The organism is Roseibium sp. MMSF_3544, from assembly GCF_030732845.1.
In the GTDB taxonomy this organism is placed as follows: Bacteria; Pseudomonadota; Alphaproteobacteria; order Rhizobiales; family Stappiaceae; genus Roseibium.
In genome coordinates this window covers 161,454-187,189 of sequence record NZ_JASHKA010000006.1, presented here as the reverse complement: position 1 = coordinate 187,189, position 25,736 = coordinate 161,454, and the positions used below count along the sequence as shown (strand labels likewise).

General features: G+C 58.6%; 25 protein-coding genes. 14 read left to right on the top strand and 11 right to left on the bottom strand.

Going from position 1 to position 25,736, the window contains the following annotated elements:
* The first annotated feature begins 86 nt into the window (after positions 1-86).
* Genes RBB47_RS11035 through RBB47_RS11015 form a run of 5 tightly spaced genes read left to right on the top strand, consistent with a single transcriptional unit; the run spans position 87 to position 6,668 of the window.
* On the top strand, positions 87-878 hold the full coding sequence (locus RBB47_RS11035) for a cyclase family protein (RefSeq protein WP_305985848.1): 792 nt from the start codon (positions 87-89) through the stop codon (positions 876-878).
* A 10-nt stretch (positions 879-888) separates the two neighbouring features.
* Positions 889-2,445, top strand: a complete 1,557-nt coding sequence (locus tag RBB47_RS11030; protein ID WP_305985847.1) for an NAD(P)/FAD-dependent oxidoreductase — start codon at positions 889-891, stop codon at positions 2,443-2,445.
* Complete coding sequence (locus tag RBB47_RS11025; RefSeq protein WP_305985846.1) at positions 2,442-2,936, top strand: MarR family winged helix-turn-helix transcriptional regulator; 495 nt, start codon at positions 2,442-2,444, stop codon at positions 2,934-2,936. Before RBB47_RS11030 ends, RBB47_RS11025 begins: the two co-directional genes overlap by 4 nt.
* 28 nt (positions 2,937-2,964) lie before the next feature.
* Entirely contained in the window at positions 2,965-5,115 is a 2,151-nt protein-coding gene (locus tag RBB47_RS11020) for an indolepyruvate ferredoxin oxidoreductase subunit alpha (protein WP_305985845.1), read from the top strand.
* Complete coding sequence (locus RBB47_RS11015; RefSeq protein WP_305985844.1) at positions 5,115-6,668, top strand: indolepyruvate oxidoreductase subunit beta family protein; 1,554 nt, start codon at positions 5,115-5,117, stop codon at positions 6,666-6,668. The genes RBB47_RS11020 and RBB47_RS11015 overlap by 1 nt, the downstream gene beginning before the upstream one ends.
* Positions 6,669-6,670: 2 nt before the next feature.
* Here the strand turns inward: RBB47_RS11015 and RBB47_RS11010 are convergent, their stop codons facing one another.
* Positions 6,671-7,807 carry an aminotransferase class V-fold PLP-dependent enzyme gene (locus tag RBB47_RS11010; RefSeq protein ID WP_305985843.1) on the bottom strand — a complete coding sequence of 379 codons (1,137 nt, stop codon included), beginning with the start codon at positions 7,805-7,807 and terminating at the stop codon, positions 6,671-6,673.
* A 206-nt stretch (positions 7,808-8,013) separates the two neighbouring features.
* On the opposite strand from RBB47_RS11010, the gene RBB47_RS11005 reads away from it, so the two are divergent.
* The 7 genes from RBB47_RS11005 to RBB47_RS10975 all read left to right on the top strand — a co-directional run bounded on the left by RBB47_RS11005 (position 8,014) and on the right by RBB47_RS10975 (position 14,692).
* On the top strand, positions 8,014-8,733 hold the full coding sequence (locus RBB47_RS11005) for a GntR family transcriptional regulator (protein WP_305985842.1): 720 nt from the start codon (positions 8,014-8,016) through the stop codon (positions 8,731-8,733).
* A 13-nt stretch (positions 8,734-8,746) separates the two neighbouring features.
* On the top strand, positions 8,747-9,841 hold the full coding sequence (locus tag RBB47_RS11000; protein WP_305985841.1) for a cupin domain-containing protein: 1,095 nt from the start codon (positions 8,747-8,749) through the stop codon (positions 9,839-9,841).
* A 46-nt stretch (positions 9,842-9,887) separates the two neighbouring features.
* On the top strand, positions 9,888-11,087 hold the full coding sequence (locus RBB47_RS10995; RefSeq protein WP_305985840.1) for an ABC transporter substrate-binding protein: 1,200 nt from the start codon (positions 9,888-9,890) through the stop codon (positions 11,085-11,087).
* A gap of 12 nt (positions 11,088-11,099) precedes the next feature.
* The gene (locus RBB47_RS10990) at positions 11,100-11,873 is read left to right on the top strand and encodes an ABC transporter ATP-binding protein (RefSeq protein WP_305985839.1); all 774 of its coding nucleotides are present in this window, start codon (positions 11,100-11,102) and stop codon (positions 11,871-11,873) included.
* Complete coding sequence (locus RBB47_RS10985; RefSeq protein ID WP_305985838.1) at positions 11,870-12,589, top strand: ABC transporter ATP-binding protein; 720 nt, start codon at positions 11,870-11,872, stop codon at positions 12,587-12,589. Before RBB47_RS10990 ends, RBB47_RS10985 begins: the two co-directional genes overlap by 4 nt.
* Positions 12,586-13,476: a branched-chain amino acid ABC transporter permease gene (locus tag RBB47_RS10980; RefSeq protein ID WP_305985837.1), complete on the top strand. Its 891-nt coding sequence runs from the start codon at positions 12,586-12,588 to the stop codon at positions 13,474-13,476. The genes RBB47_RS10985 and RBB47_RS10980 overlap by 4 nt, the downstream gene beginning before the upstream one ends.
* Positions 13,477-13,741: 265 nt before the next feature.
* Entirely contained in the window at positions 13,742-14,692 is a 951-nt protein-coding gene (locus RBB47_RS10975) for a branched-chain amino acid ABC transporter permease (protein WP_305985836.1), read from the top strand.
* A gap of 3 nt (positions 14,693-14,695) precedes the next feature.
* Here the strand turns inward: RBB47_RS10975 and RBB47_RS10970 are convergent, their stop codons facing one another.
* Genes RBB47_RS10970 through RBB47_RS10950 form a run of 5 tightly spaced genes read right to left on the bottom strand, consistent with a single transcriptional unit; the run spans position 14,696 to position 17,693 of the window.
* The gene (locus tag RBB47_RS10970) at positions 14,696-15,505 is read right to left on the bottom strand and encodes an alpha/beta fold hydrolase (protein WP_305985835.1); all 810 of its coding nucleotides are present in this window, start codon (positions 15,503-15,505) and stop codon (positions 14,696-14,698) included.
* A gap of 22 nt (positions 15,506-15,527) precedes the next feature.
* The gene (locus tag RBB47_RS10965; protein ID WP_305985834.1) at positions 15,528-15,659 is read right to left on the bottom strand and encodes an aspartate aminotransferase; all 132 of its coding nucleotides are present in this window, start codon (positions 15,657-15,659) and stop codon (positions 15,528-15,530) included.
* A 10-nt stretch (positions 15,660-15,669) separates the two neighbouring features.
* Positions 15,670-16,299 (bottom strand): RraA family protein, encoded by a 630-nt coding sequence (locus RBB47_RS10960; protein ID WP_305985833.1) that lies wholly within the window; start codon positions 16,297-16,299, stop codon positions 15,670-15,672.
* An 11-nt stretch (positions 16,300-16,310) separates the two neighbouring features.
* Positions 16,311-16,994, bottom strand: coding sequence for an RraA family protein (locus RBB47_RS10955; RefSeq protein WP_305985832.1), 684 nt, complete (start codon positions 16,992-16,994; stop codon positions 16,311-16,313).
* A 39-nt stretch (positions 16,995-17,033) separates the two neighbouring features.
* Positions 17,034-17,693 (bottom strand): RraA family protein, encoded by a 660-nt coding sequence (locus RBB47_RS10950; RefSeq protein WP_305985831.1) that lies wholly within the window; start codon positions 17,691-17,693, stop codon positions 17,034-17,036.
* 133 nt (positions 17,694-17,826) lie between these two features.
* Here RBB47_RS10950 and RBB47_RS10945 point away from each other — a divergent pair, with 133 nt between their 5' ends.
* The gene (locus tag RBB47_RS10945) at positions 17,827-18,735 is read left to right on the top strand and encodes a LysR substrate-binding domain-containing protein (protein ID WP_305985830.1); all 909 of its coding nucleotides are present in this window, start codon (positions 17,827-17,829) and stop codon (positions 18,733-18,735) included.
* A gap of 28 nt (positions 18,736-18,763) precedes the next feature.
* Here RBB47_RS10945 and RBB47_RS10940 read toward each other — a convergent pair whose 3' ends face one another.
* The 5 genes from RBB47_RS10940 to RBB47_RS10920 are packed head-to-tail and all read right to left on the bottom strand — an operon-like array spanning position 18,764 to position 24,911.
* The gene (locus RBB47_RS10940) at positions 18,764-20,353 is read right to left on the bottom strand and encodes a GMC family oxidoreductase (RefSeq protein ID WP_305985829.1); all 1,590 of its coding nucleotides are present in this window, start codon (positions 20,351-20,353) and stop codon (positions 18,764-18,766) included.
* A 1-nt stretch (position 20,354) separates the two neighbouring features.
* A complete protein-coding gene (locus RBB47_RS10935; RefSeq protein ID WP_305985828.1) occupies positions 20,355-21,347 on the bottom strand; it encodes an ABC transporter permease in 993 nt (330 codons plus the stop codon).
* A gap of 2 nt (positions 21,348-21,349) precedes the next feature.
* Complete coding sequence (locus RBB47_RS10930) at positions 21,350-22,291, bottom strand: ABC transporter permease (RefSeq protein ID WP_305985827.1); 942 nt, start codon at positions 22,289-22,291, stop codon at positions 21,350-21,352.
* Complete coding sequence (locus tag RBB47_RS10925; protein ID WP_305985826.1) at positions 22,288-23,793, bottom strand: sugar ABC transporter ATP-binding protein; 1,506 nt, start codon at positions 23,791-23,793, stop codon at positions 22,288-22,290. The genes RBB47_RS10930 and RBB47_RS10925 overlap by 4 nt, the downstream gene beginning before the upstream one ends.
* Before the next feature lie 59 nt (positions 23,794-23,852).
* Complete coding sequence (locus RBB47_RS10920; protein WP_305985825.1) at positions 23,853-24,911, bottom strand: substrate-binding domain-containing protein; 1,059 nt, start codon at positions 24,909-24,911, stop codon at positions 23,853-23,855.
* 121 nt (positions 24,912-25,032) lie between these two features.
* On the opposite strand from RBB47_RS10920, the gene RBB47_RS10915 reads away from it, so the two are divergent.
* The gene (locus RBB47_RS10915) at positions 25,033-25,710 is read left to right on the top strand and encodes a GntR family transcriptional regulator (protein WP_305985824.1); all 678 of its coding nucleotides are present in this window, start codon (positions 25,033-25,035) and stop codon (positions 25,708-25,710) included.
* Positions 25,711-25,736: the final 26 nt, after the last annotated feature.

Here is a 25,736-nt window from a genome sequence, read left to right as displayed (position 1 = left end):
AGATAATTGCAAATACAAATAAACCTGTCTAGCATCAAAGTTGCGATAATGAGCCAAGCGGCCAAGACGTAGAGAGGGAGCATCAGATGTCAGCAGAGAACGCGCTCAGCGGACTGGGAGCAAAGATTTTGTCCGGTGAAGTCGAGGTGGTCGACTGCACGGGCGTATTGGGCCCCAACACCCCGATCATTCAGTTGCCGCCCGATTTTGCCAAGAACACGCCGAAGGTCGAGATTCACAAGATCAGTGAATACGATTCCGACGGGCCGTTTTTCGCCTGGAACTGGATGGTGTTGGGTGAGCATTCCGGCACCCATTTCGATGCACCTCATCACTGGATCACCGGCAAGGACTACGAGGACGGTTTCACCGACACGCTCAATGTTCAGCGCCTGGTCGCGCCGGTCAACGTCATCGATTGCTCGAAGGAAAGTGCGGAGAATGCCGACTTTCTCTTGACCGCAGATCTGATCAAGGCCTGGGAAGCCGAGCATGGCGAGATCGGTGCCGGCGAATGGGTTCTCATGCGCACCGACTGGGACAACCGTGCCCATGACGAAGATCTCTTCCTGAACACGGATGAGACCGGGCCGCACAGCCCCGGGCCGACGCCGGATGCGATCGAATATCTGCTGTCGAAAAAGATTGTCGGCTGGGGAACGCAATGCATCGGCACGGATGCGGGACAGGCTGGCGGCATGGAACCGCCCTATCCGGCGCACAACCTTCTTCACCGCGACAATTGCTTTGGGCTGGCCTCACTTGCCAACCTGAGCAAGCTGCCGGCCAAGGGGGCCATCCTGATCGCAGCTCCGCTGAAGATCGAACGGGGAACAGGCAGCCCGATCCGCGCCCTGGCGCTGGTGCCCAGGAGCTGAGGCCGATCCCGTGACCGCGCCGCATGTCATAATCGGGTCAGGGATCAACGCCCTTGTCGCGGCCGCACTGTTGTCGCGCAAGGGGGAAAAGGTTCTGGTGCTCGAACGGTCGGACCTGCTTGGCGGATGCATGCGGACCGAGGAAATAACCTTGCCCGGCTTCCGTCACGATGTCCTGGCCGCGACCTTCGTGCTGTTCCTGACATCGCCCGCACATGCAGAGCTGGCGGAAGATCTCGGCAGGCACGGTCTGGAATTCTGCCACACGCAGAAACCGACCGCGGTGCTGCGGCCTGATGGTCAGTCCGCCGTGCTCACGATGGACCGCGCCGCGAATATTGCCGCTTTCGACGGGCTTGCTTCCGGTGACGGCAAACAGCACGGGTCCGATGTCGGCACCGTTGAAGCCGATGCCGAATTCCTGTTCGCCTTGCTGGGCAGCCCCTTATGGTCGGGCAAGATGGCGCGTCTGATGGCGAAGCAGGCCTGGAAGCGTGGCCTGAACGGACTGAAGACATGGATCGGAGACGCGCTGCAACCGGCGCGGGCCTGGCTGGAACACAGCTACGGCAGCCAAACAGTGCAGGCGCTCTGGGCACCCTGGGTGCTTCATACCGGCCTGACGCCCGAGAGTACCTATTCCGGCCAGATGGGCCGGGTGATCGCCTTCGCGCTGGAAGCAGCCGGCGCACCGGTGGCGAAAGGCGGTGCCGGAACGGTGCCGGAGGCCTTCCGCAAACTGATTGAGGAAAAAGGCGGCGAAATCCGAACCGGCGTTGATGTTGAGCGCATCCTTGTGCGCGACGGCAAGGCCGTTGGCGTTGAAACGGCCGATGGAGACAGGATCGACGCCCAATCCGTTATCGCGTCCGTCACACCGACGCAGCTTCATCAGCGCCTCCTTCAGGATGAACCGCCACCAGCCCATGCGGAGCGTTACAGATACGGCCGCGGCAATTTCCAGCTTCATTATGCCCTTGATGCTGAACCGGACTGGATCGCGGACGGACTTGAAGATGTCGCGCTGATCCATCTGACAGACGGTGTCGACGCCGTTTCGAAATCATCGAACGAGGCCGAACGGGGTCTCTTGCCCGAAACGCCAACGATTTGCGTCGGCCAGCCGCACAGGCTTGACCCCTCACGTGCTCCCGATGGCAAGGCCATCCTGTGGATTCAGATCCCGGATGCACCACGCGTGATCAAGGGAGACGCTGCAAGGCAGCTTGAAACGAGCCCTGAGTGGACGGAAACCATCCGGGAGGCCTTTGCCGACCGCATCGAAGCCGTCCTGCAAAAGCACATCCGGAACTTCGACCAGATCAAGCTTGGAAGGCGTGCTTATTCGCCGGCGGACTTGAACCAGATGAACATCAATCTCGTCGGAGGCGACCCCTATGGCGGGTCTTGCAATATCGACCAGTTTTTCGTCTGGCGCCCGTTTACCCGTTCCGTCAACAGCGCCACGCCGATTGGCAACCTCCACGTGATCGGTGCGTCGACCCATCCGGGTCCGGGCCTCGGAGGCGGCTCTGGCTACAACCTGGCGAAAGGGATGGGCGCATGAAAAACGAAAACGGGCTGGAACTGGCGGAACAGAAGACGACGGTGCCGCGCCTGGGCGAAATCGGCCTTGAAAACTTTCCTCCCTATCTCATGAACCGCATCATGGGCCGCTACAACGGCGCTCTGCGGGACGAGATGGCAAAGCTCGGGCTGACAACACCGAAAATGCGGACGCTTGCGGTCTTGTCCGTTCTGGACGGCCTCCTGATCCGCGACCTGTCCGTTTATGCCGTGGTCGAAACCTCGACGCTCAGCCGTGCGCTCGATGCCCTGGAACGCGACGGGCTGGTCAAGCGGGTGACCGACACTGAAGACAGCCGGGCCGTGCGCATCCATCTGACGACAAAAGGACGCCAGACGCATGACATGCTCTGGCCGCACCTGGCGACCGCTTACCAGCAGATGTTCCGCGGCATCAGCGACGCCGATCAGCGCGCTTTCGTTGCGACGCTGCAGGCTATTTTGAAGAACATACGCAAACATCCGATTTAGCACCCAGAGACTGTGCAGGGAGGGGCCGATGGCCGAGAGGTCGTTCAAGGCTGAGGTAGAGCATCTTCGCAAGGGAACGGGAGACGTCTTCACGGGCGAAGGCATTCTTGCCATTACAAAGGCGCTTCTGGAGAACGGCGTCGGATACGTCGGCGGCTATCAGGGCGCACCCATCTCCCATCTGATGGATGTGCTCGCCGACGCCCAGGATCTCATGAGCGAGCTCGGCGTTCGCTTCGAAGCCAATGCATCGGAAGCCGCCGCTGCGGCCATGCTGGCCGCCTCAGTGCACTACCCGATCCGGGGGGCCGTCACCTTCAAGGGCTCGGTCGGTGTCAATGTTGCCTCCGACGCACTTGCCAACCTGTCTTCCTCCGGCGTGAATGGCGGCGCGCTGGTAATCGTTGGCGAAGATTATGGCGAAGGCTCCTCGATCATGCAGGAGCGGTCCTACGGATTCGCCATGAAATCGCAGTTCTGGCTGCTCGATCCGCGCCCGAACCTGCCCTCCATCGTCAAGGCCGTTGGTGATGGCTTCGCGCTTTCCGAAGCCAGCAATACGCCCGTCATGCTGATGGTCCGTATCCGCTCGTGTCACGTAACCGGCAGCTTCGACACCTCGGACAACGTGCCGCCGCCGCTCTCTGTCCGCGATGCCCTTTCCAATCCGCAGAAGGACTTCAAACGTGTGGTTCTGCCGCCTATGTCCTATGCGCATGAGCACGACAAGATCGACAACCGCTGGCCGGCCGCCGAGAAGTACGTCCTGGAAAACAAGCTCAACGAACGCTTCGGACCGGAGACCGGCAAAGTCGGCATCATGTGTCTCGGCGGCATGTATAACAGCGTCATCCGCTCGCTGCAGCGCCTCGGTTTTGCCGATATCAGCGGCAACACCTCCGTGCCGCTTTATGTCCTGAACGTCACCTATCCGATCATCAAATCGGACGTGCTGGATTTCTGCCGGGGCAAGGACGCCGTTCTGCTGGTGGAGGAAGGACAGCCGGAGTTCATCGAGCAGCAGATCGGGGCAATGCTCTACAAGGAAGGCGCCACCACAAAGCTTGAAGGCAAGGGCATTTTTCCAAAGGCCGGGGAATATACCGGACAGATCATGTTCGACGGTCTGGAGGCCTTCGTTCGCCAGTACGCACCTGAACTGCTGCCGGGAAAGGTGCTGGCGCCGAATACGCCCAAGACGAACCTTCCAGACCTCAGCAAAACGGTACCGATCCGGCCACCGGGCTTTTGCACTGGCTGTCCCGAGCGCCCGATTTTTGCGTCCCTTAAACTGGCGGAACAGGAACTCGGATCCCGACAGATCACGGGCGACATAGGCTGCCATTTGTTCGCGAGCCTGCCGCCCTTTGAAATCGGCGGCTCGACGATGGGTTTTGGACTCGGTCCGGCGTCCAACGCCGCATTCGATGGCGGCGGAGAAAAACGCGCAATCTCAATTCTCGGCGATGGCGGCTTCTGGCACAACGGGCTCAGTTCCTCCATCGGCAACATGGTCTTCAACAAGTCCGACAGTGTCGCCATCATCGTCGACAACTATTATTCTGCGGCAACCGGCGGCCAGGATGTCATGTCCAGCCGCGCTCAGAACGACACCAAGTCGACCAACAACCCGATTTCCAAGGCTCTCGCCGGTGTCGGTGTGAAATGGATCCGCCAGATCGACCATACCTATGACGTCACCAAAATGCGCGACACGATCCGCGAAGCGCTGACGACGGATTACAAGGGGCCGAAGGTGATCGTTGCCTCTTCGGAGTGCATGCTGAACCGGCAAAGGCGCGAGAAGCCGTTGCGCAACAAAGCCATTGCTAATGGCAAACGGGTCGAACTGCCACGTTTCGGCGTCGATCAGGATGTCTGCACGGGTGACCACGCCTGCATTCGTCTGTCCGGCTGTCCGTCGCTCTCGCTCAAGAAGCTCGACGATCCCCTCCGGGACGATCCGGTCGCGCATATCGACCAATCCTGTGTCGGTTGCGGCAATTGCGGAGAGGTCGCGGACGCGGCGATCCTCTGCCCGTCCTTCTATGAAGCCAAGGTGGTACACAATCCGTCCGGGTTCGAAACCTGGTATGCGGGCCTTCGCCGGAAGATTATTTCCTGGCTGCAGAACCGGCGATCCGGCAAGCGGTTGAGCTTTTCCGGGGAGAATGCCTGATGTCGCTGGCCCTGCCTCTTGATGCCCAGCCGACAGATCCGGCGCTGGAAGGCATTATCAAACTTGCGGTCATGGCCGTTGGCGGCCAGGGCGGCGGCGTCCTGACCAATTGGATTGAGACGCTTGCGCGTTCCGAAGGCTATCACTGCCAGGCGACGAGTGTCGCCGGTGTCGCCCAGAGAACCGGCGCGACCATCTACTATATCGAAATGGCTCCGGGCGATGTGGCAACGCCGGTCTTCTCGCTCGCCCCCTCTTCTGGCGATGTCGACATCACCATAGCCGCCGAGATGATGGAAGCCGGTCGCGCCATCATGCGCGGCTTCGTGACGCCTGACCGGACCACGCTGATCGCGTCCACGCATCGGATGCTCGCGGTTTCTGAAAAAACCGTCCCCGGCGACGGCATGGCATCCTCCGAAGAGGTCAAGGCAGCAGCCGAAGTCGCCGCACAGAAGCTGATCCTTGCGGATATGGATACGGCCGCCGTTGCGGTTGGCTCGGTCATTTCAGCGTCCCTGTTCGGAGCTCTGGCTGGCTCCGAAGCGCTGCCGTTCAAACGTGAAGCCTTCGAGAACGCCATTCGCGCGGGCGGCAAAGGTGTGGAGGCAAGCCTGAGGGCATTCGCTGCCGGATATGATCTGGCGCAGAACGGCGAAGTACCCAAAGCACCAGAACCGGCGCCCGCGAGACAGGAGATTGTGGAACCGAAAGGGCCTCAGGCCAGCCAGACGGCCTGGGCTGCGCTTCAGGCACGCGTTGCCGGCCTGCCGGAAGACATTCAGGAGATGACGAAGGCGGGCCTGACCAAAGTGGTCGATTTCCAGGATTGCGACTACGGGTCGGAATACCTCGACCGGCTTCAGGTTCTGGTGCAGGCAGACAGCGCTGATAAGAACTACGAACTGTCAAGCGAGGCAGCGAAATACATCGCCAATGCGATGACCTATGACGACGTCATCCGGGTCGCGGACCTTAAGACCCGCCCGCAGCGGTTTCGCCGCATCGAGGATGAGATGAGCGTCAAACCGGAGAACCTGCTTCACCTGACGGATTACCTGCATCCGCGCGCCGAGGAAATTGTCGGCCTCCTGCCAGAAAAGCTCGGCCGGAAGCTGGAAAACGATCCGGCCTGGATGAAACGGATCGATCGCTGGTTCAACCGGGGACGGCGGATCAGGACGGACGGCCTGCGCGGCTTTGCGATGCTCTATGTCCTTGGCGGGATGCGCAAGTGGCGGCTGAAGACCCTGCGGCACAAGATGGAACAGGATCATCTTGAGGCATGGCTCAAGATGGTCTCCGGATATCTCCCCGACCGGTATGACATGGCCGTGGAGATCCTGCGCTGCCGGCGGCTGATCAAGGGATACTCGGACACACATGCGCGCGGACTTTCCAAGTTCGACAAGGTGCTCGCCGGCGCCCGTCTCGTGGAAAACCGCGACGACGGCGCAGCATGGGTTGCCAGGCTGCGCGAGGCCGCACTAAAGGATGAAAAGGGTACGGATCTCGACGGCGCGTTGAAAACAATCGAAAGCTTCGCCGGCTAAAATCAGATCCGGTTGATCGACGTTGCAAACACGTCGATAAGCGCGCGTGTAGCCTCTTCCGTTGTCTGGACGCCGGGGGAAAGTCGTAGCGTTGCGCCGCGCGTATCTGCCGAATACCCAGCCTGGTTCAGATCGGCGAGCGTCTTTGAGGCCGCTTCAGCGGTTTTCAGATCCAGCATCAGGCTGCCGCCACGCTCAGCGTGGTTGCGCGGCGACAACAGGCCTACACCGAGATCATCCATCGCTTCGATCACAATGTCGCAGAGCAATCTGTTGTGGTGGAGGATCGCTGCGCGATCCGTTTCCGCATGCCATTTTAGCGCCGGCACGGTCGCGGCTGCGGGCAGGATCGCGGGCGTGCCGTTGTCGAACCGGCGGATGTCAGGCGCATAGTCGAAAGCGTCTATGTCCCAGTTGAAAGGATTGTCCTGGCTGAACCAGCCACGCAGCTCGGGCCGGCAATCTTCGATCAGGTCAGGCCGGACATAGAGCATGCCCGCTCCGGGCGCACCGCACATCCATTTCAGGCTCGTGGAGACCGCGAAATCGATCTCGGGTTCGAGCACCGAAAAAGGCAGCAGGCCGGACGCCTGTGTGATGTCGACACCGATAAGGCTGCCTTTGGCGCGGCCATGCGACACCAGAGCATCAAGGTTGACCTTGTGCGAGGTGGTCGAGCTGACCCAGGTGATCAGGGCAAGGGCGACATCGCCATCCCACTCCGCGATCATGTCCTCGTCCGCGACCCAATGTGCGCCCTGTCGCGGATGAACCGTTTTGAGTTCGAAACCGAACCTTTCCTGGAGCCGTGAGAGCAGAAAGTGGTTGGAGGGAAAGCAGTCGGCGGCAACGAGAACCTTGCGGCCGCGCAGGAGATCGGCTGGCAGCGAAGTGGTCAGCATGTGAACACCTTGCGTGACATTCTCGCAGGTGGTGACCGAACCGTCCGGAGCGCCGATCAGCTCGCGCCACAGATGGATGAATTCCGCGCGCTTGCCCAGCATGTAGGACCATTGCTGATCGTCAGGAGCGCTCCAGACAGCCGCAAGCTCAGCCATCGCATCGCTGAGATCCGCCTCTTTTCCTGGATACTGGCCAATGGAGTGATAAAGGAAGTAACCCGCCTTCCTTTCTGTCATGCCAGTCTCCTGAAATCGACGTCTTGGACCGCCTGCTCCTGTATTGACCAGGCACAAAATATTCGTATACAGTTTTCACGTTAGTTCAAGCTTAAAAGATCTGAAAACCACCAGATCGGGCAAGCTTAGTGCGGAGTCTGGAGCACTGCGCCCCGCATTCCGTATACGGTTTTGGGTCTGAGACGGAGGAAGAGAACATCGCGATCTTGAAATCCGCCTCTGCTTCCAACGCACCGCCTGGCACCAGTGTACAGATCCACGACGTTCTCATGGCCCGCATCCAGAACGGTGAAGTCGATCCGCAGGAGCGGCTTGTCGATACCGCTGTCGCGACGGAATTCGGTGTCTCGCGAATGCCCGCGCGCGATGCGCTGATGCGGCTTGCGCACGAGGGTTATCTGGAACAGACCACCAAAGGTTTTGTGCTGCCGAGAATTGACCATCAGGAAATCCTCGAAATCTTTGATCTCCGGCGCCTGCTCGAACCGCGGGCTGCGGCGCTTGCCGCGCAGAACCTCTCCGAAGACGCATTCAGCAATCTGGAGGCAGCTCTGATAAACGCGCGCCGCGCAATGAAAGCTGGCGAACGGGAAAAGCTGTTCCGGGCCTGCGAGATTTTCCGGAACGGCTGGATTAATGCTGTCCCGAACATATCACTCCGCAAGGCAGTGCAGCGCTACATGACCCAGGTTCAGGCCGTGCGCATGATGACGTTCGCGGACCCCGCGAACCATCCGGTGATCGTGGACGGCAACACAGGTCTTCTTCAGGCATTTCGCCGGCGGGACGCCGTCGCAGCCGCAGACCGCATCCTGCGCTTCGTCTTCGATGGGGAATCCGCCTATCTCGCCGCGCATGCGGCTGCGGAAGTGAACCAATCAAACAATCCCGGACAGCGACTGCTGCCCGGAAAGACACCACGCTGATGGGACCGCGATAATGGAAACGCGCGCTGAAGTGCGACTGCCCACCAACGATCTGGCCGAGGATCTGCCCTTCTTCACCAGGACACTGAAGATGCGCCTGGACATGATCTATCCAGCGGACAATCCGGAAATCGCGGTCTTTTCCGGTCACGGGTTGAGGGTGCGCATTGAAAAGGGCGCTCCGGAAAGCCCGGGAACGTTGCGCATTCTCACCGATGCACCTGATGACTTCGCAAATGGCGAGCGGCTGCTTGTTGCGCCCAACGGCACGAGGGTCGAGATCGATGAACTGAACCCGCCCCTGATCCTTCCCGATACCAAACATGCCTTTGTCGTGCGACGGCTCGCTGATCAGGCCCCCTGGGTGATCGGCCGTGCCGGGATGGAATACCGGGACCTGGTGCCGACCCGCCTCGGTGGGGCGATGATCGCGTCTCACATCCGGGTGCCCGACGGTCCGGTGCCCGACATGGTTCATTTCCACAAGGTCGGGTTTCAGCTGATCTTCTGCGTCCGGGGCTGGGTCGACGTTCTCTATGAGGACCAGGGCGGTATGCGCCGGCTGACCGCGGGCGATTGCTTCATACAACCGCCCGAAATCCGGCACCGCGTCATGCACGCCGCCGATGGCATCGAGGTGGTCGAGATCGGTGTTCCCGCAGAACATATCACCGAGATCGATCATGAAATGACGCTGCCGACGGAAACCGAACGCCCGGACCGGGAATGGCAAGGCCAGAAGTTCGTGCACAATCTGGCAAAGGACGCGGTTTTCAGCCCGTTCAGGATCCCGGGCTTCGAGGCCCGTGACACAACCATCTCGGACAACACCAAGGGGGTGGCATCTGTTATGGTTGCACGCGCGACCGGGGAGACCTCTCCCTGGACGCGGCACGATTGCGATATTCTGTTCAACTTTGTGCTGGCAGGTGAAATGACACTCGAGGGCGAAGGAAAAGACCCTTACCGCCTGTCCGCCGGAGACGCCTTCGTGATCCCGCCCCAGATGGCGACGCGATACACGGGCGCAACAACCGACCTTGAGCTGCTTGAAGTCAGCCTGCCGGGACGGTTCAAAACCGAAGTTCTGGAAGCGCCCGGGAGGTAAGGACGGGCGCAGCGGAAACAATGAAAAAGCGATGAGGGGAAGTAGCATGAAAAAACTGACGACACTCGCAGCCGCCGCGCTGATGCTGGGCACCAGTTCACTGGCCTACGCCGAAACCAAGATCGGCATTCTGATGGACATTACCGGACCGATCGCGAACTTTATTCCACCGCTGCAGAACGCAGCGAACCTGGCTGTCAAGCACGTGAATGACCAAGGTGGCCTGCTCGGCGGGGAAGTGGTCGCTGTCTATGGCGACACCACCGGGACCGCGCAAGGCGCCGTCGATGCCGCCCAGAAGCTGGTCAATATCGAGAATGTTCCGATCGTCATGGGGTCGCTCATGTCCGGCACCACGATCGCAGCCGCCGAGGCCGCGATCATCCCCGCTGGTGTCGCACAGATCTCGCCGACGGCAACCTCGCCTGCCATGACAGACCTGCAGGATGACGGCCTCGTTTTCCGGATCGTGCCGTCCGACAACTACCAGGGTGAAATCCTGGCCAAGATGGTACTCGACGAGGGTCTCAACAAGGTCGCGGTCACCTATGTGAACAATGATTATGGTGTCGGCATCGGCCAGACCTTCATGGAAGCCTACAAGGCCGCCGGCGGAGAGATCGTCGCGGAAAACAAGCACGAAGAGAAAAAGGACAGCTACCGCTCTGAACTGGCAAGCCTTGCCAAGGGTGATGCGGACGCGCTTGTCGTCATCGCCTATGCGGGTGACAGCGGCGGCAAGATTGTCCGGCAATCGATCGAGGGCGGCCTCTTTGACAAGTTCGTTGGCACCGACGGGCTCCGGGACGAACTCCTGATCCAGAATGTCGGCGCGGACGCGCTCAAGACATCCTTCTTCTCCTCGCCGACATCGCCTGCGGAAAACCCGGCCCAGAAGACGTTGCACGACGCCTTTAACGCCGAGTACGGCGAAGGCGCGGACAAGGCCTTTGTCGACCAGACCTATGATGCGACCTTCCTGGCCCTGCTTGCCGTTGAAAAGGCCGGCTCCACGGACCGCGCCAAGATGGCGGAAGCGCTGCGCGAAGTCGCCATGGCACCGGGTGAGAAGGTCGGACCGGGCGAGTGGGCGAAAGCCGTCGCGCTGATCAAGGAAGGCAAGGACATTGACTATGACGGTGCCAGCGGCACCGCCGAGTTCGATGAGAACGGCGACGTCGGCGGTTTCATTGGCAAGTTCATTGTCGATGGCGACGGTTACAAGCAGATTGCAATCGTCGAATAAGCCGCGTCAGACGTGATCCGGCTGGACGAAATCTGCGTCGATTTTGGTGGTTTGCGAGCGGTTGACCACGCAAGCTTCGAAATCGGCGCAGGCCGCATCACAGGTCTCATCGGACCGAACGGCGCGGGCAAGACGACGGCATTCAACGTCATCGCGGGGGCGATCGGACCGAGTTCAGGCCGTGTTTTCTTTGACAACAAGGACGTCACTGCGCTGAAGCCTTACCAGAGGGCCGAAGCTGGGCTGGCGCGCACCTTCCAGATCCCGCACGAGTTTGCGCAGCTGTCGGTGCTTGAGAACCTGATGGCGTCCGCTTCGGCGCCGCGGGGCGAAAACGTGTTGAACGTTATCTTTCGGAGGGGAAGCTATTCCGCCGAAGAACGCGCAATCTACGAAACCGCGCGTGAAACGGTTCGCCTGCTCGAACTGGAGCATGTCATCGACGAAAAAGCCGGCAATCTCTCCGGCGGTCAGAAGAAACTGGTCGAACTCGGCCGGGCCTTGATGCGCGATCCCAAGATCATCCTCCTGGACGAGATCGGGGCGGGCATCAACCGGACCCTTCTGGGCAAACTGGCCGACAAGATCATGATGCTCAACGCGGAGCGCGGCCTCACCTTCTGCCTGATCGAACACGATCTCGATTATGTCTCAAGGCTGTGTGACCACGTTCTGGTGATGGCGCAGGGCACGCTGTTGACGGAAGGAACCGTCGACGATGTGAAGCGGGACGAGCGCGTGATCGAAGCCTATTTCGGCGGCGGCAAATACGAGGTCCAGCTATGACCGAACAGCTTGCCGTGGCCGGACTATCGGCAGGCTATGGCGGACCACCAATCATCGAGGAAATCTCGCTGACCGTGGAAGCCGGTGAAATCGCCGTGGTGCTCGGACCGAACGGGGCCGGAAAGTCGACACTGCTGAAGTCGATCTTCGCGCTGACGAGCGTTTCCGCCGGTTCAATCCGGCTCGGGGAGCAGGAACTGGCCGGATGCAAGACCTCAGCGCTGGTGCCTCTTGGCGTTTCGGCGGTGCCTCAGAACAAGAACGTCTTTGCTTCCATGACGGTTGACGAGAACCTGGATGTCGGCACCTATGCCGCGCCGCCCGCGGATCAAAAAGCGACCCGGGAAAAGGTGCTGGCACTGTTTCCGGATCTGAAAGACAAGCTGAAACAGCCTGCGGGCGAATTGTCCGGCGGTCAAAGGCAGATGGTCGCGATGGGCCGTGCGCTCATGAGTGAACCCAAGCTGGTGTTGCTGGACGAACCAACTGCCGGCCTCTCTCCCGCCTATCTTGAACGCATATTCGATTTGCTGCTTGATATCCGCAAGACCGGGATCACCGTACTGATGGTGGAGCAGAACGCGCGTCAGGCGCTGCAGATCGCCGACCACGGCCATATTCTGGTGAATGGCCGCAATCATCTGAGCGGTACGGGCAAGGAATTGCTGGCCGACGAAGATGTCCGCCGCCTCTTTCTCGGAGGCACGGCCGCATGACCGAGTTTGTCAATTTCTACCTGTTCCCGGCGCTCACCATCGGCAGCATCTACGCGCTCGGCGCCGTCGGGATCTCAATGATCTTCGGAATCCTGCGCTTTGCCCATTTCGCGCATGGCGACCTGATGACCCTCGGTGCCTATGGCATCATGGCGGCGACCGCGCTGATGCCGGTCAATCCCCTGCTGCTCATTCCCTTCGGAATGGCACTGACGATCTCTTCCGCGCTCTTTGTTGACCGTTTCTTCTATCGGCCCCTCAGGGACCTGCCGACCATCTACACGGTGATCTCTTCGTTCGGGATCGCGCTCGTCTTTCGCTCGTTAATTCAGCTCGTGTGGGGGTCTGAGAACCAGGTGCTCGTGGCCGGCGTGCGCCCGCCGCTGGTTCTCTTTGATACGTTCCGCGTCTCCGTTTTGCATCTGCAGGCGATTGTCACGACAGCCATTATCGCTGTGCTGCTGCACTATTTCCTGACCGCCACCAAGACAGGTCGATCCATGCGCGCGGTTGCCGACGATCCCGAACTGGCGGAAGTTTCCGGTCTCGACACGGCCAAGGTCGTCCGCTGGACCTGGATTATCGGCGCAGCGCTCGCCGCGGTGGCAGGCGCGTTCGCCGCGCTCAACACTAGCGCCCATCCCAATCTCGGCTGGAACCTGCTTCTGCCCATGTTTGCCGCCGCCATTCTCGGCGGCATCGGCAAGCCGATGGGCGCAATGGCGGGCGGGTTCATCATCGGCATGGCGGAGGAACTCTCCTCCTATCACTGGATCGGCGATGAAGCGCTGATCTCGCCCTCCTACAAGACGGCAATCGCCTTCGTGATCATGATCGGGCTTCTGATCTTCCGGCCGCAAGGTCTGTTCAAGGGGAGGTTACTATAGGTCATACCCTTACAAAGCAGGCCGAAATGGTATGGATGAATTTGTTCGGAAACGCGGCGCGAGGCTGCAGGAAACCGTCCGGTTTTCAAAGCGTCGCAACAAAGTGTCCGGGCAAATCCACCTTATCCCGGAGGGACGCAGAAACGGCTTCGATCTGCTGCGTCAAAGCGCTCAACCGGGCGGGAAGCCCGCTTTTCGCGCTTTTCCTCGCATCTCATCGCCGTTTACAGCGCCATTGCGACCTGTTTTGTGAGGGTTTGACCTAATGGAACTCACCGGCCTCTTTTTCTACATCGTCAGTCTGCTGATCCTTGGCGGCATTTATGCGCTGCTTTGCCTTGCGCTCAATGTGCAATGGGGAATGGGCGGGCTGTTCAATGCCGGGATCGCCGGGTTTTACGGTGTCGGAGCCTACACCTCCGCGATCCTGACGACGGCGGCCTCTGGCAGGCATCTGGGCGGCTTTTCCATGCCCGTCCCGATCGGCCTTGTCGGGGCGGCAATTGTCGCGGGCGTGACCGGCTGGGCGGTCGCCAGGATCTGCGTGCGCCTGAAAAGCGACTACCTTGCCATGGCCTCGATCGGCATCGCGGAAATCCTGCGCCTGGTTTTCGTCAATGAAAGCTGGCTGACCAACGGCAGCCTGGGCGTTTCCCGCATCCCGCGGCCCTTTGCCGATGTCACGACCGGCCGGATGTCGGACGTTGCCTTTCTGGGCTTCGTCTGGGTCATCGTCCTGCTTGTCTATGTTGCGACCACCCGGCTCTACGAAAGCCCCTGGGGACGGACGCTCAGGGCCATCCGTGACAATGAAACCTCGGCGTCCGCAGCAGGCAAAAACGTAGAGAAATTCCGTGTCCAGACCTTCGTCATCGGCTGCGCTGTCATGGGTATCGCGGGTGGGTTGTCCGCCCATTACTTCCGCTTCCTGTCGCCGACGGCAACCGATCCGCTGCTGACCACCTTCCTGGTCTGGGTGATGCTGATGGCGGGGGGCTCGGGGAACAACAAGGGCGCAATCCTCGGCGCCCTGTGCATCTGGACGATCTGGTCCGTCACTGAGATCTTCACCAACCGGCTGCCACCTGAATGGGCGACGCGGAGTTCCTTCATCCGTATGCTTCTGGTCGGCCTGTTGCTGCAGGTCGTGCTGCAACGGTTCCGGGCAGGGCTGTTGCCGGAAAAGCCAGCCCCGATGAAATTCCGGAAGGAATAGGGATCAAGCAGCTGAAAGCTTGTAGAATTGGGCAATCTTTCGCCACATCACAGGGGCGTTGGAATACATGGGAAAGTGTCCGCTTTCCGGGATCTCGGCAAGATGCACGCCTTGTTTCTCAATGTCAGCGAGATAAGAGAGTCTCTTGTTCTGCTCGCCATAGACAAACAGTCTGGGGAACTTGAGGCCTAAAAAGCGATCCATCAAACCTGCGTTGTCGGACAAATCCACCATCGATTCAAAGATACCCCGGACCGCTTCGGCTCGAACCTTGAAGGGAAGAGAGGCCGCATACAAAGCCGATGAATAAGCCGGTGAATGCCTGGTTCGCCGGATAAACTCTGCAAGGAACGCGTCCGGATCGTCAGATGGATAATCCACGATCTGCCGGCTGAGAAAGCAGTCTTCCGGTGCAATGTTGCCCTCTATGTTCACGAAACTCAGGACACGTTCCGGGAAAGAACTGGCCAACATCAAGGACGCCAAGCCGCCCATCGAATGCCCCACCAGATGGAAACGATCAAAACCGGCCTTGTCGATCGCGGCGAGCGCTGTTTTGACCAGAAACGGGATCGAGGTTTTGGTGAGATCAGACATCATCGTTTCACCACAGCCGGGAGCATCAATTGCCAGGAACGGATAGGAGCCAAGGTCCTTCTGTCTGACAATGTCCGCATAGTCTTCCTTGGTTGAGCCGAACCCGTGAAGAAAGACGATCGGATCACCTGCCCCTTCACGATGCATCGCCGATACCTCGAGGGAAACTCCGTCGATCTCGAATGGACATCTGGAAATTTCAAATTCCGTCTTCATTTGCAGGTGAGCCTTGTTCACATCAGATGAGCGTGGGAGAGATGATCTGTTTGCTGTCTGCCCGTAGGGCGACGACGCGGTCGATAAAGCGATATGTCGCGGACGGTTTGGCGAGCGCCATATCTTCGTTGAGAACTTTTTGCGACGCGCTCATGAGACAGCCCTTACCCGGTAAGGCCGAGCAGATCGTAGGTGGTCGCACCCTGGCGCAGCTCTTCCATCATTTTTTCTTCTTTTTGAAATCGGGCGTGGCTTTTGGCCATGGTCTCTGCGACATGCTCGGCCGGGATGATCACGACGCCATCCGTATCGGCAACGACCAGATCCCCTGTTTTCACAGGCGTCCCGGTGAAGTGCAGCGGCTCGCCAACGGAACCGAAACTGGCCTTGAGTGTCCCCCTCATGCAGACGCCGCGTGCAAAGACAGGAAACTGATGGGCTTCCAAGGCATCGATATCCCGGACACCGCCATCTGTGACAAGACCCCTGATGCCGCTCGTTTTGGCTGAAACGGTCAGGACCTCACCCCAGTAACCTGCCATGAACCCTTTGGTATCGATCACCAGGATGCTACCCGCCGGGGCTTTTTTCATCGCGTGGTGTATCGCAAGATTGTCACCCGGTGAGCATTGCAAAGTGTAGGCGGCCCCGGCCACAGCAGCTCCCTTCCAGACAGGGCGTATGTTGATGTCAGTCGCGCTGCTGGCCAGCCCCGAAGCTTCGTGAATTGTCGAGGTACCGAGCTTAAGCGCCTGCTCAAGGAGATCTTCCGGATAGGCCTGCGCGTTCGTCATCACGATTGCTCTCAGTTTTTGCGTTGAAGGGTGTGGTAACCAGTGGCGGTTCTCGCCTCGCGAATGGACTTGCCCTGAGCGATTTGCGCACGGATCGTTTCTTCCACCGTTTCAATTTCCCGTGCGGCAGCAGCGACGTCTCGGGCACGTCCGCGAGGGACGAACACAACACCGCTGGCATCAGCGATGACAATATCCCTGTTTTCGACACGCGCAGTGCCAATGCCGACGGGGCTGCCGACGGTGTCGACTTGAACGCGGTCCTTGCCTGTGCGCATGAACCGTCCTGCCGTAAACATCGGATAGCCATCACCGAGCGCTTTTGAGACGTCGCGGCACACGCCGTCAATAACCGTACCCGCAATGCCACGCAGGCCCGCGTACTGGGTCATGATATCGCCCCACACGGTACAATCTGTCCGGCCATCATTGTCCAGGACGACCACGTCGCCTTCGGCAACATCGTCGATGAAATCGCCGACCGTACCGGCTGGGGATGCAGCCGGCACGTACTTCACGGTAAAGGCCGGGCCAATGATGGCTTCCTTGTAGTTATCGAGCGGCAAGATGCCGAGCGCCTGACCATGAAGGCCGAGTTTATCAAGAGCATCTGAAACACCTGCTGTGTCCAGGCCCTGGAACAGCTCCACAAGGTCCTGGTCCTCCGGCAATGCTTTGTGGGGATTATCTGTCATGACCAACAGTCCTGATTGATCGGGTTCTTAAGCGCGGGATCACCTTGTCTGGATGGCTTCAAATTCTTTGTCATGCATGACTTCGGCCACAGACCTGCCCTGACGCACAGCTTCCACCATTCCGCTCTGGCGGCGATCGATGCGTTCTGCGAGGTCAAGCACCTCGGCAATTCTTTCAGCTTCGACAAAAACCGTTCCGCAGCGATCCGCAATCACGTAATCGTCCTGCTTCACCGTAACGCCGGCCATCTTCACTGGTTCCCCGGAGGCGTATTGAATGACGCGGTTCCGGGCGCTGATCATTGTGAGGCCTTTGCCATAGACAGGATAGGAGATCGCCTCACTGCCCTCGATGTCGCGGCTCATGCCATCGATGATGGACGCCCTCACGCCTTTTGCCTTGGCGGCGTTGGCGAGAATGTCGCCCCAGCAGGAAACGCCGTCTACGCCGCCTGCGATGACGAGAACACGATCATCCGTGGTCACTGTATCGATTACAGGCGAAATCAGATGAACGGTCGGCTTCGCCTCCCTTTTGGGACCAAGCTGGATCGTGCTGGCTCGACCCACAACTTTTGGACAGTCCCAAAGCGGCGTGATGCCGACGGTCGCACCATTCATGTTCAAGAAGTCCAAGGCATCAGAAATCGTATTCGTATCAAGAACTTCCAACCGTTTCAGCAAATCCGTATCAGACATGTGGTCTCTTCCGTCGAAGCAGGAGCCGCAAGTCTGACAAGGTTTTCTTATTATTCAAAATTCTATAAATCTATCTCTGTGATACAGTTTTGATATCAGAAACCACTTCTTCCACGCAGAGGGGTTTTGCGCAATGTCAGCCACGATTGACTTCAGGCTCGTCAAGCAACTCTGGATGTTCTTGGCTGTTGCTGAAGAAGAGCACTTTGGCCGCGCGGCTCAGAAACTGGGAATGTCACAACCACCTCTGACAAAGCAGATCCAGGTCCTGGAACAATCCTTGGGCCTGGCGCTTTTCGAACGCTCCAGACGCGGCACCAGGTTGAGCCCTGCTGGTCAGGCCATACTTCCTTCAATAAGACGATTTGCAGATCAGGTTTCAAAACTGGAAGCTGAAGTCCGGGAGGTTGCCTCGGGTCAAACCGGAATCCTGCGCGTTGGCGCCATTACATCCGCGATGCTTGAAACCATCCCCGATCTTTTGGATGAAGTCTCAAAAAAATACCCGAATCTAAAAATCTTCATTCAGGAAATCGATACGGTGGAAGCAATTCCAGCGTTGCAAGCAGGAGAGCTCGATCTGGCATTTGGCCGCCTTGAGGGCGATATCGAGGGAGATATCTCATGGAAGGCGCTTGAAGAAGCCCGTCTGGCGGTGGCGCTTCCTGCTTCCAGCGAACTGGCCAGAAAAAAGGTCCTGTCTCTGAAACACCTGGAGAACGAACCGATGGTCATTTTCGCCCGAGAGGTAAGCCCGGTCTATTTTGACATGCTCGTCTCCTGGTGCCGGGCGAGCGGGTTTTCTCCAAGGTTTCAATACGAAGTCAGATCAGTTGCCTCGCAAGTGGCATACGTCAGTTGTGGACAGGGCGTCGCTCTCGTTCCGGCCACCGTCGAGCGGCTTGCACCTGAAAATGTTGCCGTCCGGCCTCTGAAGGAGAATATCCCGGTCGTTACGGCAGCCATCGCGTGGAACGCCAAAAGTTATAACCCGATGGTCACCGCGATCCTTGATCTTGTTCCTACTCGAACGAAGAAATAAGGACCCGGCTGATCGCGCAAGACCCGCTTCAGAGTTTCCGGCAGGCATACTTGGCAAGGGCATAGACCGCCATGCTGGTGTTCCCGCTGACAGGTCCCGGAAAAACCGAAGCGTCGATCACTTTCAACCCGTTCACACCCTGTACTGAGAATTCCGGATCAGTGACGGCATTGTCGTCCCCGACAGGCCCGATCCGGCAGGTGCCCATGGGATGATAAACTGTCTTCGTGAAGCGCCGGATATGTGCCTTGAAGTCCTGATCGTCTTCCACCTCGCGGCCCGGCAGCGCTTCCTTGTGAATGAGGCCTTTGAGCGGTTCCTGATCGAACAGGGCCCGTAGCGAGCGCAGCGCCACAACGAGCGTTTCCAAATCGTCGTCTTCAGCCAGAAAGTTCGTGCGGATCTCCGGCAGCGTGTCTGGATCCTTGTCGAGGAGCCGGACCCAACCACGGGATTTTGGACGCAGCAAACAGGCATTGAGCGTTATCCCCGGCCCAGGCTTCACGTCGGTGACGTCTTTGTCCACATAGATGCCGGGAACCGAAAACACCTGAATGTCGGGGCGCGCCGTATCGCCTGTGGTACTCATGAAGCCACCCGCCTCAACACCGTTCGATGCTGCCGGACCGGTGCCAAAAGCCAGGTACTGCATCCCGGCCAACCAACTGCGCCAGCCTGAATCCATGCCGTAATATCCCATCCGCGCCTTTGTGTAGGCTGCGACGGGCGCCTCGCAATGATCAATCAGATTGGCGCCGACATTGGCGTTGTCATGTGTGACATCGATGCCAAGCTCACGTAGTGCCGACCCGTCACCGATGCCGGACTGCATCAGGATCTTGGGCGAGCCGATTGCGCCTGCTGCGAGGATCACGGATTTGGAAGCGCTCACCTCGACCGCTTCACCGGATTTGCGGTAGCGGATGCCTTTCGCTTCTTTTCCCTGAAACAGAACGCGCTCGACATGCGCATCAGTCACGATCTTGAGATTCGGATCCTTGCTTAAGGGCCGCAAAAAGGCATCGACTGCGCTCCATCGGCGGACACCCTTGGTGTTGAGCTGATAGAACCCGACACCGTTCTGGCCATCAGAATTGAAGTCGGGATTGTACGGCAATCCGCCATTCTGCGCAGCCGCGACAAAGGCCTGTGACAGCGCATCGATATGGGTCTGGTTTGACACATGAAGCGGCCCGCCATTGCCATGCCCTTCTCCCCCGAAAACGGCATTGTTCTCAAGACCGGACATGAGCTCGAACATGGTGTCGCCATTCAGGTCATTCATGCCGGTTGCCTGGGCCCAGTCATCATAGTCGGCACGCGTGCCGCGGATGTGAACCATGGCGTTTACCGAGGACCCGCCCCCGAGCACCTTCCCGTTCTGCATTCTCGGCGCCCTGTTTACGAGGGACTCTTCGACCACTCCCCGATATGGCCAGTAGTTCTGATTGGTGACGTAATACTTCAAAAAGCCTGCCGGAATGCGGAACAAGATACCCTTGTCTTCCGGCCCGGCTTCCAGCAACAACACCTTGGCGCGTTTTTCGGTAACGAGATGATGCGCGATCAAGCTGCCCGCAGGGCCTGAACCCACGACGATGTGGTCAAAACTGTCCATCTCAATTGCGCTTCAAGTTGTAGCTTGCGATGGCAGAGGCAGCAAAAATCACAACACCCTGCACGATCAGCTTAGCCGGCTCACCAAGCTTCAATGCGGTCATCAGGTTGAAGATGTAGGCAAGTGCATAGGCTGCGAGGATGGCCCCGTAGATTGACTTGCGCCCACCGCCAAACGTGATGCCACCCAGGATCACACCGGCAATTGAAATCATGACGATATCGGTGCCGATTTTGACCGACCCCATTCCGATGTAACCGGCGAGAAGGATGCCGCCCAACCCTGCAAAGGCTCCAGCCAGCACGTGCGTAAAGAAGAGGGTCTTTTCGACCGGTACGCCCGAAAGTCCCGCTGCTGTCGGGTTCGAGCCGATGACACTGACGAAACGCCCATAAATGCTTCGACGAAGGAAAATCTCAAGCAACACGGCAAGGCCCAACCAGATGATGACCGCAACTGGGATAATGCCGACCTTGCCGACACCCAGGAAGCGCACAAAATCACCGGCGGACCCTGGAGGACGGCCGCTGCTCAGAAATAGGACCAGACCCAGAAGGATCGCCCCCATCGCCAGGGTGACCACGACAGCAGAGGCGCGAAGCCGGGCGATGAAGAAGCCGTTGATTGCCCCGATGAGGATTGCGGCCGCCATTGGCACCGCAAGGGCCGCGACCGGGTTCAAACTTGTGAAGAAGGAACTGGTGACCATGTAGTTCATGAGAATGAAAATGCCACCAACCGAAAGATCGATCGATTTCGTTCGCATCACGAGAAGCTGTGCACAGACAACCAGCCCAATAGGTGCAGCCTGTCGCAGGATCACCATCTGAAACGGTGTTTTGGTCAGAACGGGCACCATGTAGATCGACAGGAGCACCAGCCCGATCACGACGTAGACGGACGGTGGCAGGTTCAGGACCCGCCCGATCTGATGCAGGGTGTTAGTGTTCTTTCGCGGTTCGCGGGGCACACTCGACATTTCTGTCACGGTCATCTTCAGATCCCTATGGTCTTGCGCCGTGTGAACGCGATCGCGATCAGAAGCAGCAGGCCACTTACAATCGATTGCAGGAAAGGCGAGACGTTCAACAGGTTCATGCCGTTGCTGAGAAACCCGAGCAAAAGGCAACCGAAAAGAACCCCTGTGGCGCTGCCAAGTCCACCCGTGAACTGAACGCCGCCGAGTGCCACGGCAGTGATCGACATCAGCGTGAACGGCAAGCCAACAATCGCATCTCCGTCCGAGATGCGGCTCGCCAGAAACAGCCCCGCTGCCGCCGCAAACATCGAACAGATGACGTAGGCCAGAACCTGCGTTCGCAGCACCTTGATGCCGGCAAGACGCGCGTTGCTCTGCGACCCGCCGATAGCGTGGATCTGCAAGCCGAGGCGTGAGCGTTGAAGCAAGGCCAGACCAATGGCAATTGCTGCAAGGCTCCAGAACAACTCAACCGGCAACCCGAACACATCCGTGCCTACCAGTCGGTCCAGCCAAAGTGGCACATCTCCGCCGGGTGTCGGGCGCAAAGTCAGGGCGATGCCTGTCACGATGGTGCTGGTCGACAACGTGGCGATGATCGGGTGGATGCCAAGTGCCCCAACCGCAAGACCGTTGACGACGCCAATCACAAGCGCTGAAGCAACAACCAGAGCCAAGGCCAGGTTCGGATCAATCGGCAACGTAATAATCACCGCTGACAGGCCGATTACAGCCCCAACGGATACATCCAGACCGCCCGTTAAAACAACGACAGCCTGACCGAGCGCCACGAGCAAGAGCGGTGTAATCTGCACAACAAGATTGTGGGTGTTTTCACCACTCAGGAACTCCTGGGTCGAAACGGACAGGCCAATCGCCACGATCAGCACAATCAGGAGCGACAGGTTTTGTCCTCCCTTGCGCGATGTTGTCGATATGCCCAACGCGGGAAGTTTCATGCCGCCATCTCCTGTGTTGGATCGCCGGTAATCGCGGCGCGCAGGATGCTGTGTTCGGTTGCGGTCTCAGGGTCCATCTCGGCGACGATCTCACCAGCACGGACCACAAGAATGCGATCGCAAAGGCCGATGATTTCGTTCATCTCGCGCGACAGGACAATTACGGAGCGCCCTCCACCCACGAAATCCCGCAAGAGTTGATAGATCTCGGCTTTGGCGCCGATATCGACACCACGCGTCGGTTCTTCAATCAGAAACACATGTGCGTCGGACAAGAACCATCGGCCCAGCATCACCTTTTGCTGGTTGCCACCCGACAGCGTTTCGACCAATTGGCCCGGCCCGGAAGCGGCAACATTCATCTGACCCATAAGCGCTTGAACTTTGTCGCGGGTCTTCCGGACGAACCTTAGGAACCCGTTTTTCTGGTGCTGGCCCAGCGCGATGTTCTGGTCGATGGGCAGGGTCAGGTACAGCCCTTCCTTCTTGCGATCTTCTGGCACGAAGGCGACGCCCTTCATGACCTGGGACCCAACGCCCGCGTCGAGCCGGTGCTGCACTTCGGTGACGTCATTCCAAGAAACCATTGAACCGGTGGTCTCTGGATAAACTCCGGCAAGGGCACGCAGGATCTCCTGTTGCCCCTGCCCTTCAAGGCCTGCCAGGCCAAGGATCTCACCCTTGCGGACGTCAAACGACACTTCTGGCGCATCGGAAGCAGGTCTCAGCTCGCGAACCTGAACCGAGAGATCGCTCTGAGGCGGGTTTCCGGACGGAAACCAATCGCCCATTTCACGCCCGACCATAAGAGAGACAAGTGTGTCAACGCAGAGGTCGGCAGCCGGTTTTGTGGTGACATGCGCACCGTCTTTCAAGACGGTGATCGTGTCACACAGGTCGAAAATTTCTTCCAAACGGTGCGAGACATAAAAAATGTTCTTCCCCGCTCTCTGCAGCTCCCGAATGAGCCTTTTGAGCTTTTTGACATCTTCATCGCCAAGGGCGGCCGTCGGCTCGTCAAAGATGAACACTTTTGCATTGGCAGAAACGCCGCGAGCGATTTCGACCATTTGCTGCTCAGCAACCGACAGCGTTGAGATCAACCGCTTCGGCGAAATCCCAAGCCCAACGTGATCGAGCACCCGCTCGGTTTCTTCAAACATTTCGGATTTGCGCAAGAGCCCGCCCGAAACACGTTCGTGACCGAGGAAAATCGACTCCGCAACGCTCATGTTTTCAATCAGGGAAAACTCCTGGAAAACGGTTGAAATACCGCCGAAGAGCGCTTCCCGCGGCGTTGCGAACTGAACCTCGTCCCCGTCAAGGAACATCTTTCCGCTGTCCGGTTTGATGACCCCGCCAATGAGCTTCATCAGCGTGGATTTGCCGGCGCCGTTTTCACCGGTCAACGCGTGCACGGAACCGTCTTCGCAGGTTACAGACACCTGATCGAGGCACACCACAGGCCCAAACGATTTTGTCAGGTTTTCGACGCGGATCATGCCGTCCTCCCAAAGTCAGCAAACGATGCGGCGGGTCTGCCCGCCGCATCGGACGTCGATTATTGACCGTAGATTTCCTGCAGCTTTTCCTCGGGAAGCGAAGACGGGAACCAGAGGTTTTCGTTCAAGTCTTCCCGGAGATACTTATCAAGATCCGGCTGCAGGATCGGATCTGGCCGGCCGACATAGCGGTGCATCATTTCTTCACCAGCCAAAAGAGCGGCAGCGGCACGAACAGCAGCAGCACCTTGAGCAGGCGGGAAAACAGCTGCCATCGACTTTGCGCCCGAGGCTTTCCAGACTTTGAAGAAACCATTGTTGCCTTCACCGGACATCGGCGGCATCTCCAGTCCTAGCTCAGCGAACACATCCATACAGGCATGGGTCATGGCCGCGCCTGAGGACCAGATGCCGGACGGGTTCGGGTCGCTCAACGCCAGGCTCTCGCAAACCTGCTTGCCTTTGTCGTAGGCCCAGTCGCCGTGCTGCTCGGACGAAATCGTGATGCCTTCCTGGCCTTCCAGCGCCATCAGCAGACCTTCGTAGCGAAAGAGGTCTTCCGAAACGCCGGCCTGACCACGCAGCACCCAGATATTGCCTTCGCCCTTCAGCTCGTCGACCAGGAAGTCGCCCATGACTTTGCCAAAGTGATGTGGGTCTCCCTGGATATCCACGGTGTAGTTGTCGGTATCGACAGCCGTTGAATGAACAACCGTTGGAATTCCCAGTTCATGTGCCTTGTCAATCACCGGCGACACGGCACTCAAGGAGATTGGCGCAATCACCAAGGCATCGACGCCTTGTGCAATCAGATCCTCGATGTCGGCAATCTGCTTGGTGGGATTTGAATCGGCGTTGGTGAAGATGAACTCACCGACATTCTCGTTTTGCTCGGCCGCATAACGCGCCTCTTCGGCCATCTGGATCATCCAGGTGTTGCCGAAGCCCCAAATGCTGAAGCCGATCTTCCAGGGCCCGTCTTTTGCGTATTTCCCGGCCTCAATGACCCGGTTGTCCCCGTCACGCGGCACCATGCCGTCCATCAGGAACACCTCGGCATTTGCAGCACTGCCCATCAGCGTCGCCGCCACAGCCAATTTTACAAAGAGTCGTTTCATAAGCTCCTCCACTATTTCACTCTTATATTCGATCTGCTATCTGACATACCAGATCGAATATTGCATCGCAATTGTTTTCTTGTATCTTGTTTGAAACGAGACAAGGCACGGTGCGAAACTCATGGAAAGCACGACTATCAAGCGGCCCGCGGCACTGAGTGAAGGTGCGGCGGATGCCATTCGAAAGGCCATCATCGAGGGTGAGTTCGGGCTCGGCGAAGCGCTGCCCGAGGCGCAATTAACCAAGCGTCTGGGGATCAGCAAGACACCGATCCGAGAGGGCCTGTCTCTTCTTTCAAGAGAAGGTTTGGTGATCAGCTTTCCTCAGCGCGGCTTTTTCGTATTTACGCTAGAGCGCGAAGGCGTCACTCAGCTCTGCGACTTCCGCCATGCAATGGAGAGCCTAGCCCTGGACATGGCCCTGCAGCACAACAGGGATCACCTGATTGCGGATCTGGAAAGAATTTTCGCAGAGATGCGAACAACCCATGAGACCGGCAACTTCAAGCGATATCTGGAACTCGATACCGCCTTCCATGCCGCTTTCTTTGAGCGGGCTGAAAACCCTTATGTCAAAGCCGCCTATCAGATGGCGGCCAGCAAGGTCGCGACGATACGGACGCATCTCTCGCGCGGACACCTGCGAACGGATTTGTCTCTGTCGGAGCACGGTGCAATTCTGCAAGGCTTGAAAGACGGACAGGACCGCAAGGCCCGAGCCGTCCTCAAGAAGCAGATCTATCGCGGGTCGGAAGTCTATGAAGAGCTGGTTACGGAAACGGAGGCGACATCGGGGTGACGCCAGGAGGCGGCCGAGTCATCAAG

Coding starts and splice junctions, on each gene's coding strand:
- RBB47_RS11035 (WP_305985848.1), top strand. CDS start 87: ATGTCAGCAGAGAACGCGCTCAGCGGACTGGGAGCAAAGATTTTGTCC.
- RBB47_RS11025 (WP_305985846.1), top strand. CDS start 2,442: ATGAAAAACGAAAACGGGCTGGAACTGGCGGAACAGAAGACGACGGTG.
- RBB47_RS11020 (WP_305985845.1), top strand. CDS start 2,965: ATGGCCGAGAGGTCGTTCAAGGCTGAGGTAGAGCATCTTCGCAAGGGA.
- RBB47_RS11015 (WP_305985844.1), top strand. CDS start 5,115: ATGTCGCTGGCCCTGCCTCTTGATGCCCAGCCGACAGATCCGGCGCTG.
- RBB47_RS11010 (WP_305985843.1), bottom strand. CDS start 7,807: ATGACAGAAAGGAAGGCGGGTTACTTCCTTTATCACTCCATTGGCCAG.
- RBB47_RS11000 (WP_305985841.1), top strand. CDS start 8,747: ATGGAAACGCGCGCTGAAGTGCGACTGCCCACCAACGATCTGGCCGAG.
- RBB47_RS10995 (WP_305985840.1), top strand. CDS start 9,888: ATGAAAAAACTGACGACACTCGCAGCCGCCGCGCTGATGCTGGGCACC.
- RBB47_RS10985 (WP_305985838.1), top strand. CDS start 11,870: ATGACCGAACAGCTTGCCGTGGCCGGACTATCGGCAGGCTATGGCGGA.
- RBB47_RS10980 (WP_305985837.1), top strand. CDS start 12,586: ATGACCGAGTTTGTCAATTTCTACCTGTTCCCGGCGCTCACCATCGGC.
- RBB47_RS10975 (WP_305985836.1), top strand. CDS start 13,742: ATGGAACTCACCGGCCTCTTTTTCTACATCGTCAGTCTGCTGATCCTT.
- RBB47_RS10970 (WP_305985835.1), bottom strand. CDS start 15,505: ATGAAGACGGAATTTGAAATTTCCAGATGTCCATTCGAGATCGACGGA.
- RBB47_RS10965 (WP_305985834.1), bottom strand. CDS start 15,659: ATGAGCGCGTCGCAAAAAGTTCTCAACGAAGATATGGCGCTCGCCAAA.
- RBB47_RS10960 (WP_305985833.1), bottom strand. CDS start 16,299: ATGACGAACGCGCAGGCCTATCCGGAAGATCTCCTTGAGCAGGCGCTT.
- RBB47_RS10955 (WP_305985832.1), bottom strand. CDS start 16,994: ATGACAGATAATCCCCACAAAGCATTGCCGGAGGACCAGGACCTTGTG.
- RBB47_RS10950 (WP_305985831.1), bottom strand. CDS start 17,693: ATGTCTGATACGGATTTGCTGAAACGGTTGGAAGTTCTTGATACGAAT.
- RBB47_RS10945 (WP_305985830.1), top strand. CDS start 17,827: ATGTCAGCCACGATTGACTTCAGGCTCGTCAAGCAACTCTGGATGTTC.
- RBB47_RS10940 (WP_305985829.1), bottom strand. CDS start 20,353: ATGGACAGTTTTGACCACATCGTCGTGGGTTCAGGCCCTGCGGGCAGC.
- RBB47_RS10935 (WP_305985828.1), bottom strand. CDS start 21,347: ATGACCGTGACAGAAATGTCGAGTGTGCCCCGCGAACCGCGAAAGAAC.
- RBB47_RS10930 (WP_305985827.1), bottom strand. CDS start 22,291: ATGAAACTTCCCGCGTTGGGCATATCGACAACATCGCGCAAGGGAGGA.
- RBB47_RS10925 (WP_305985826.1), bottom strand. CDS start 23,793: ATGATCCGCGTCGAAAACCTGACAAAATCGTTTGGGCCTGTGGTGTGC.
- RBB47_RS10920 (WP_305985825.1), bottom strand. CDS start 24,911: ATGAAACGACTCTTTGTAAAATTGGCTGTGGCGGCGACGCTGATGGGC.
- RBB47_RS10915 (WP_305985824.1), top strand. CDS start 25,033: ATGGAAAGCACGACTATCAAGCGGCCCGCGGCACTGAGTGAAGGTGCG.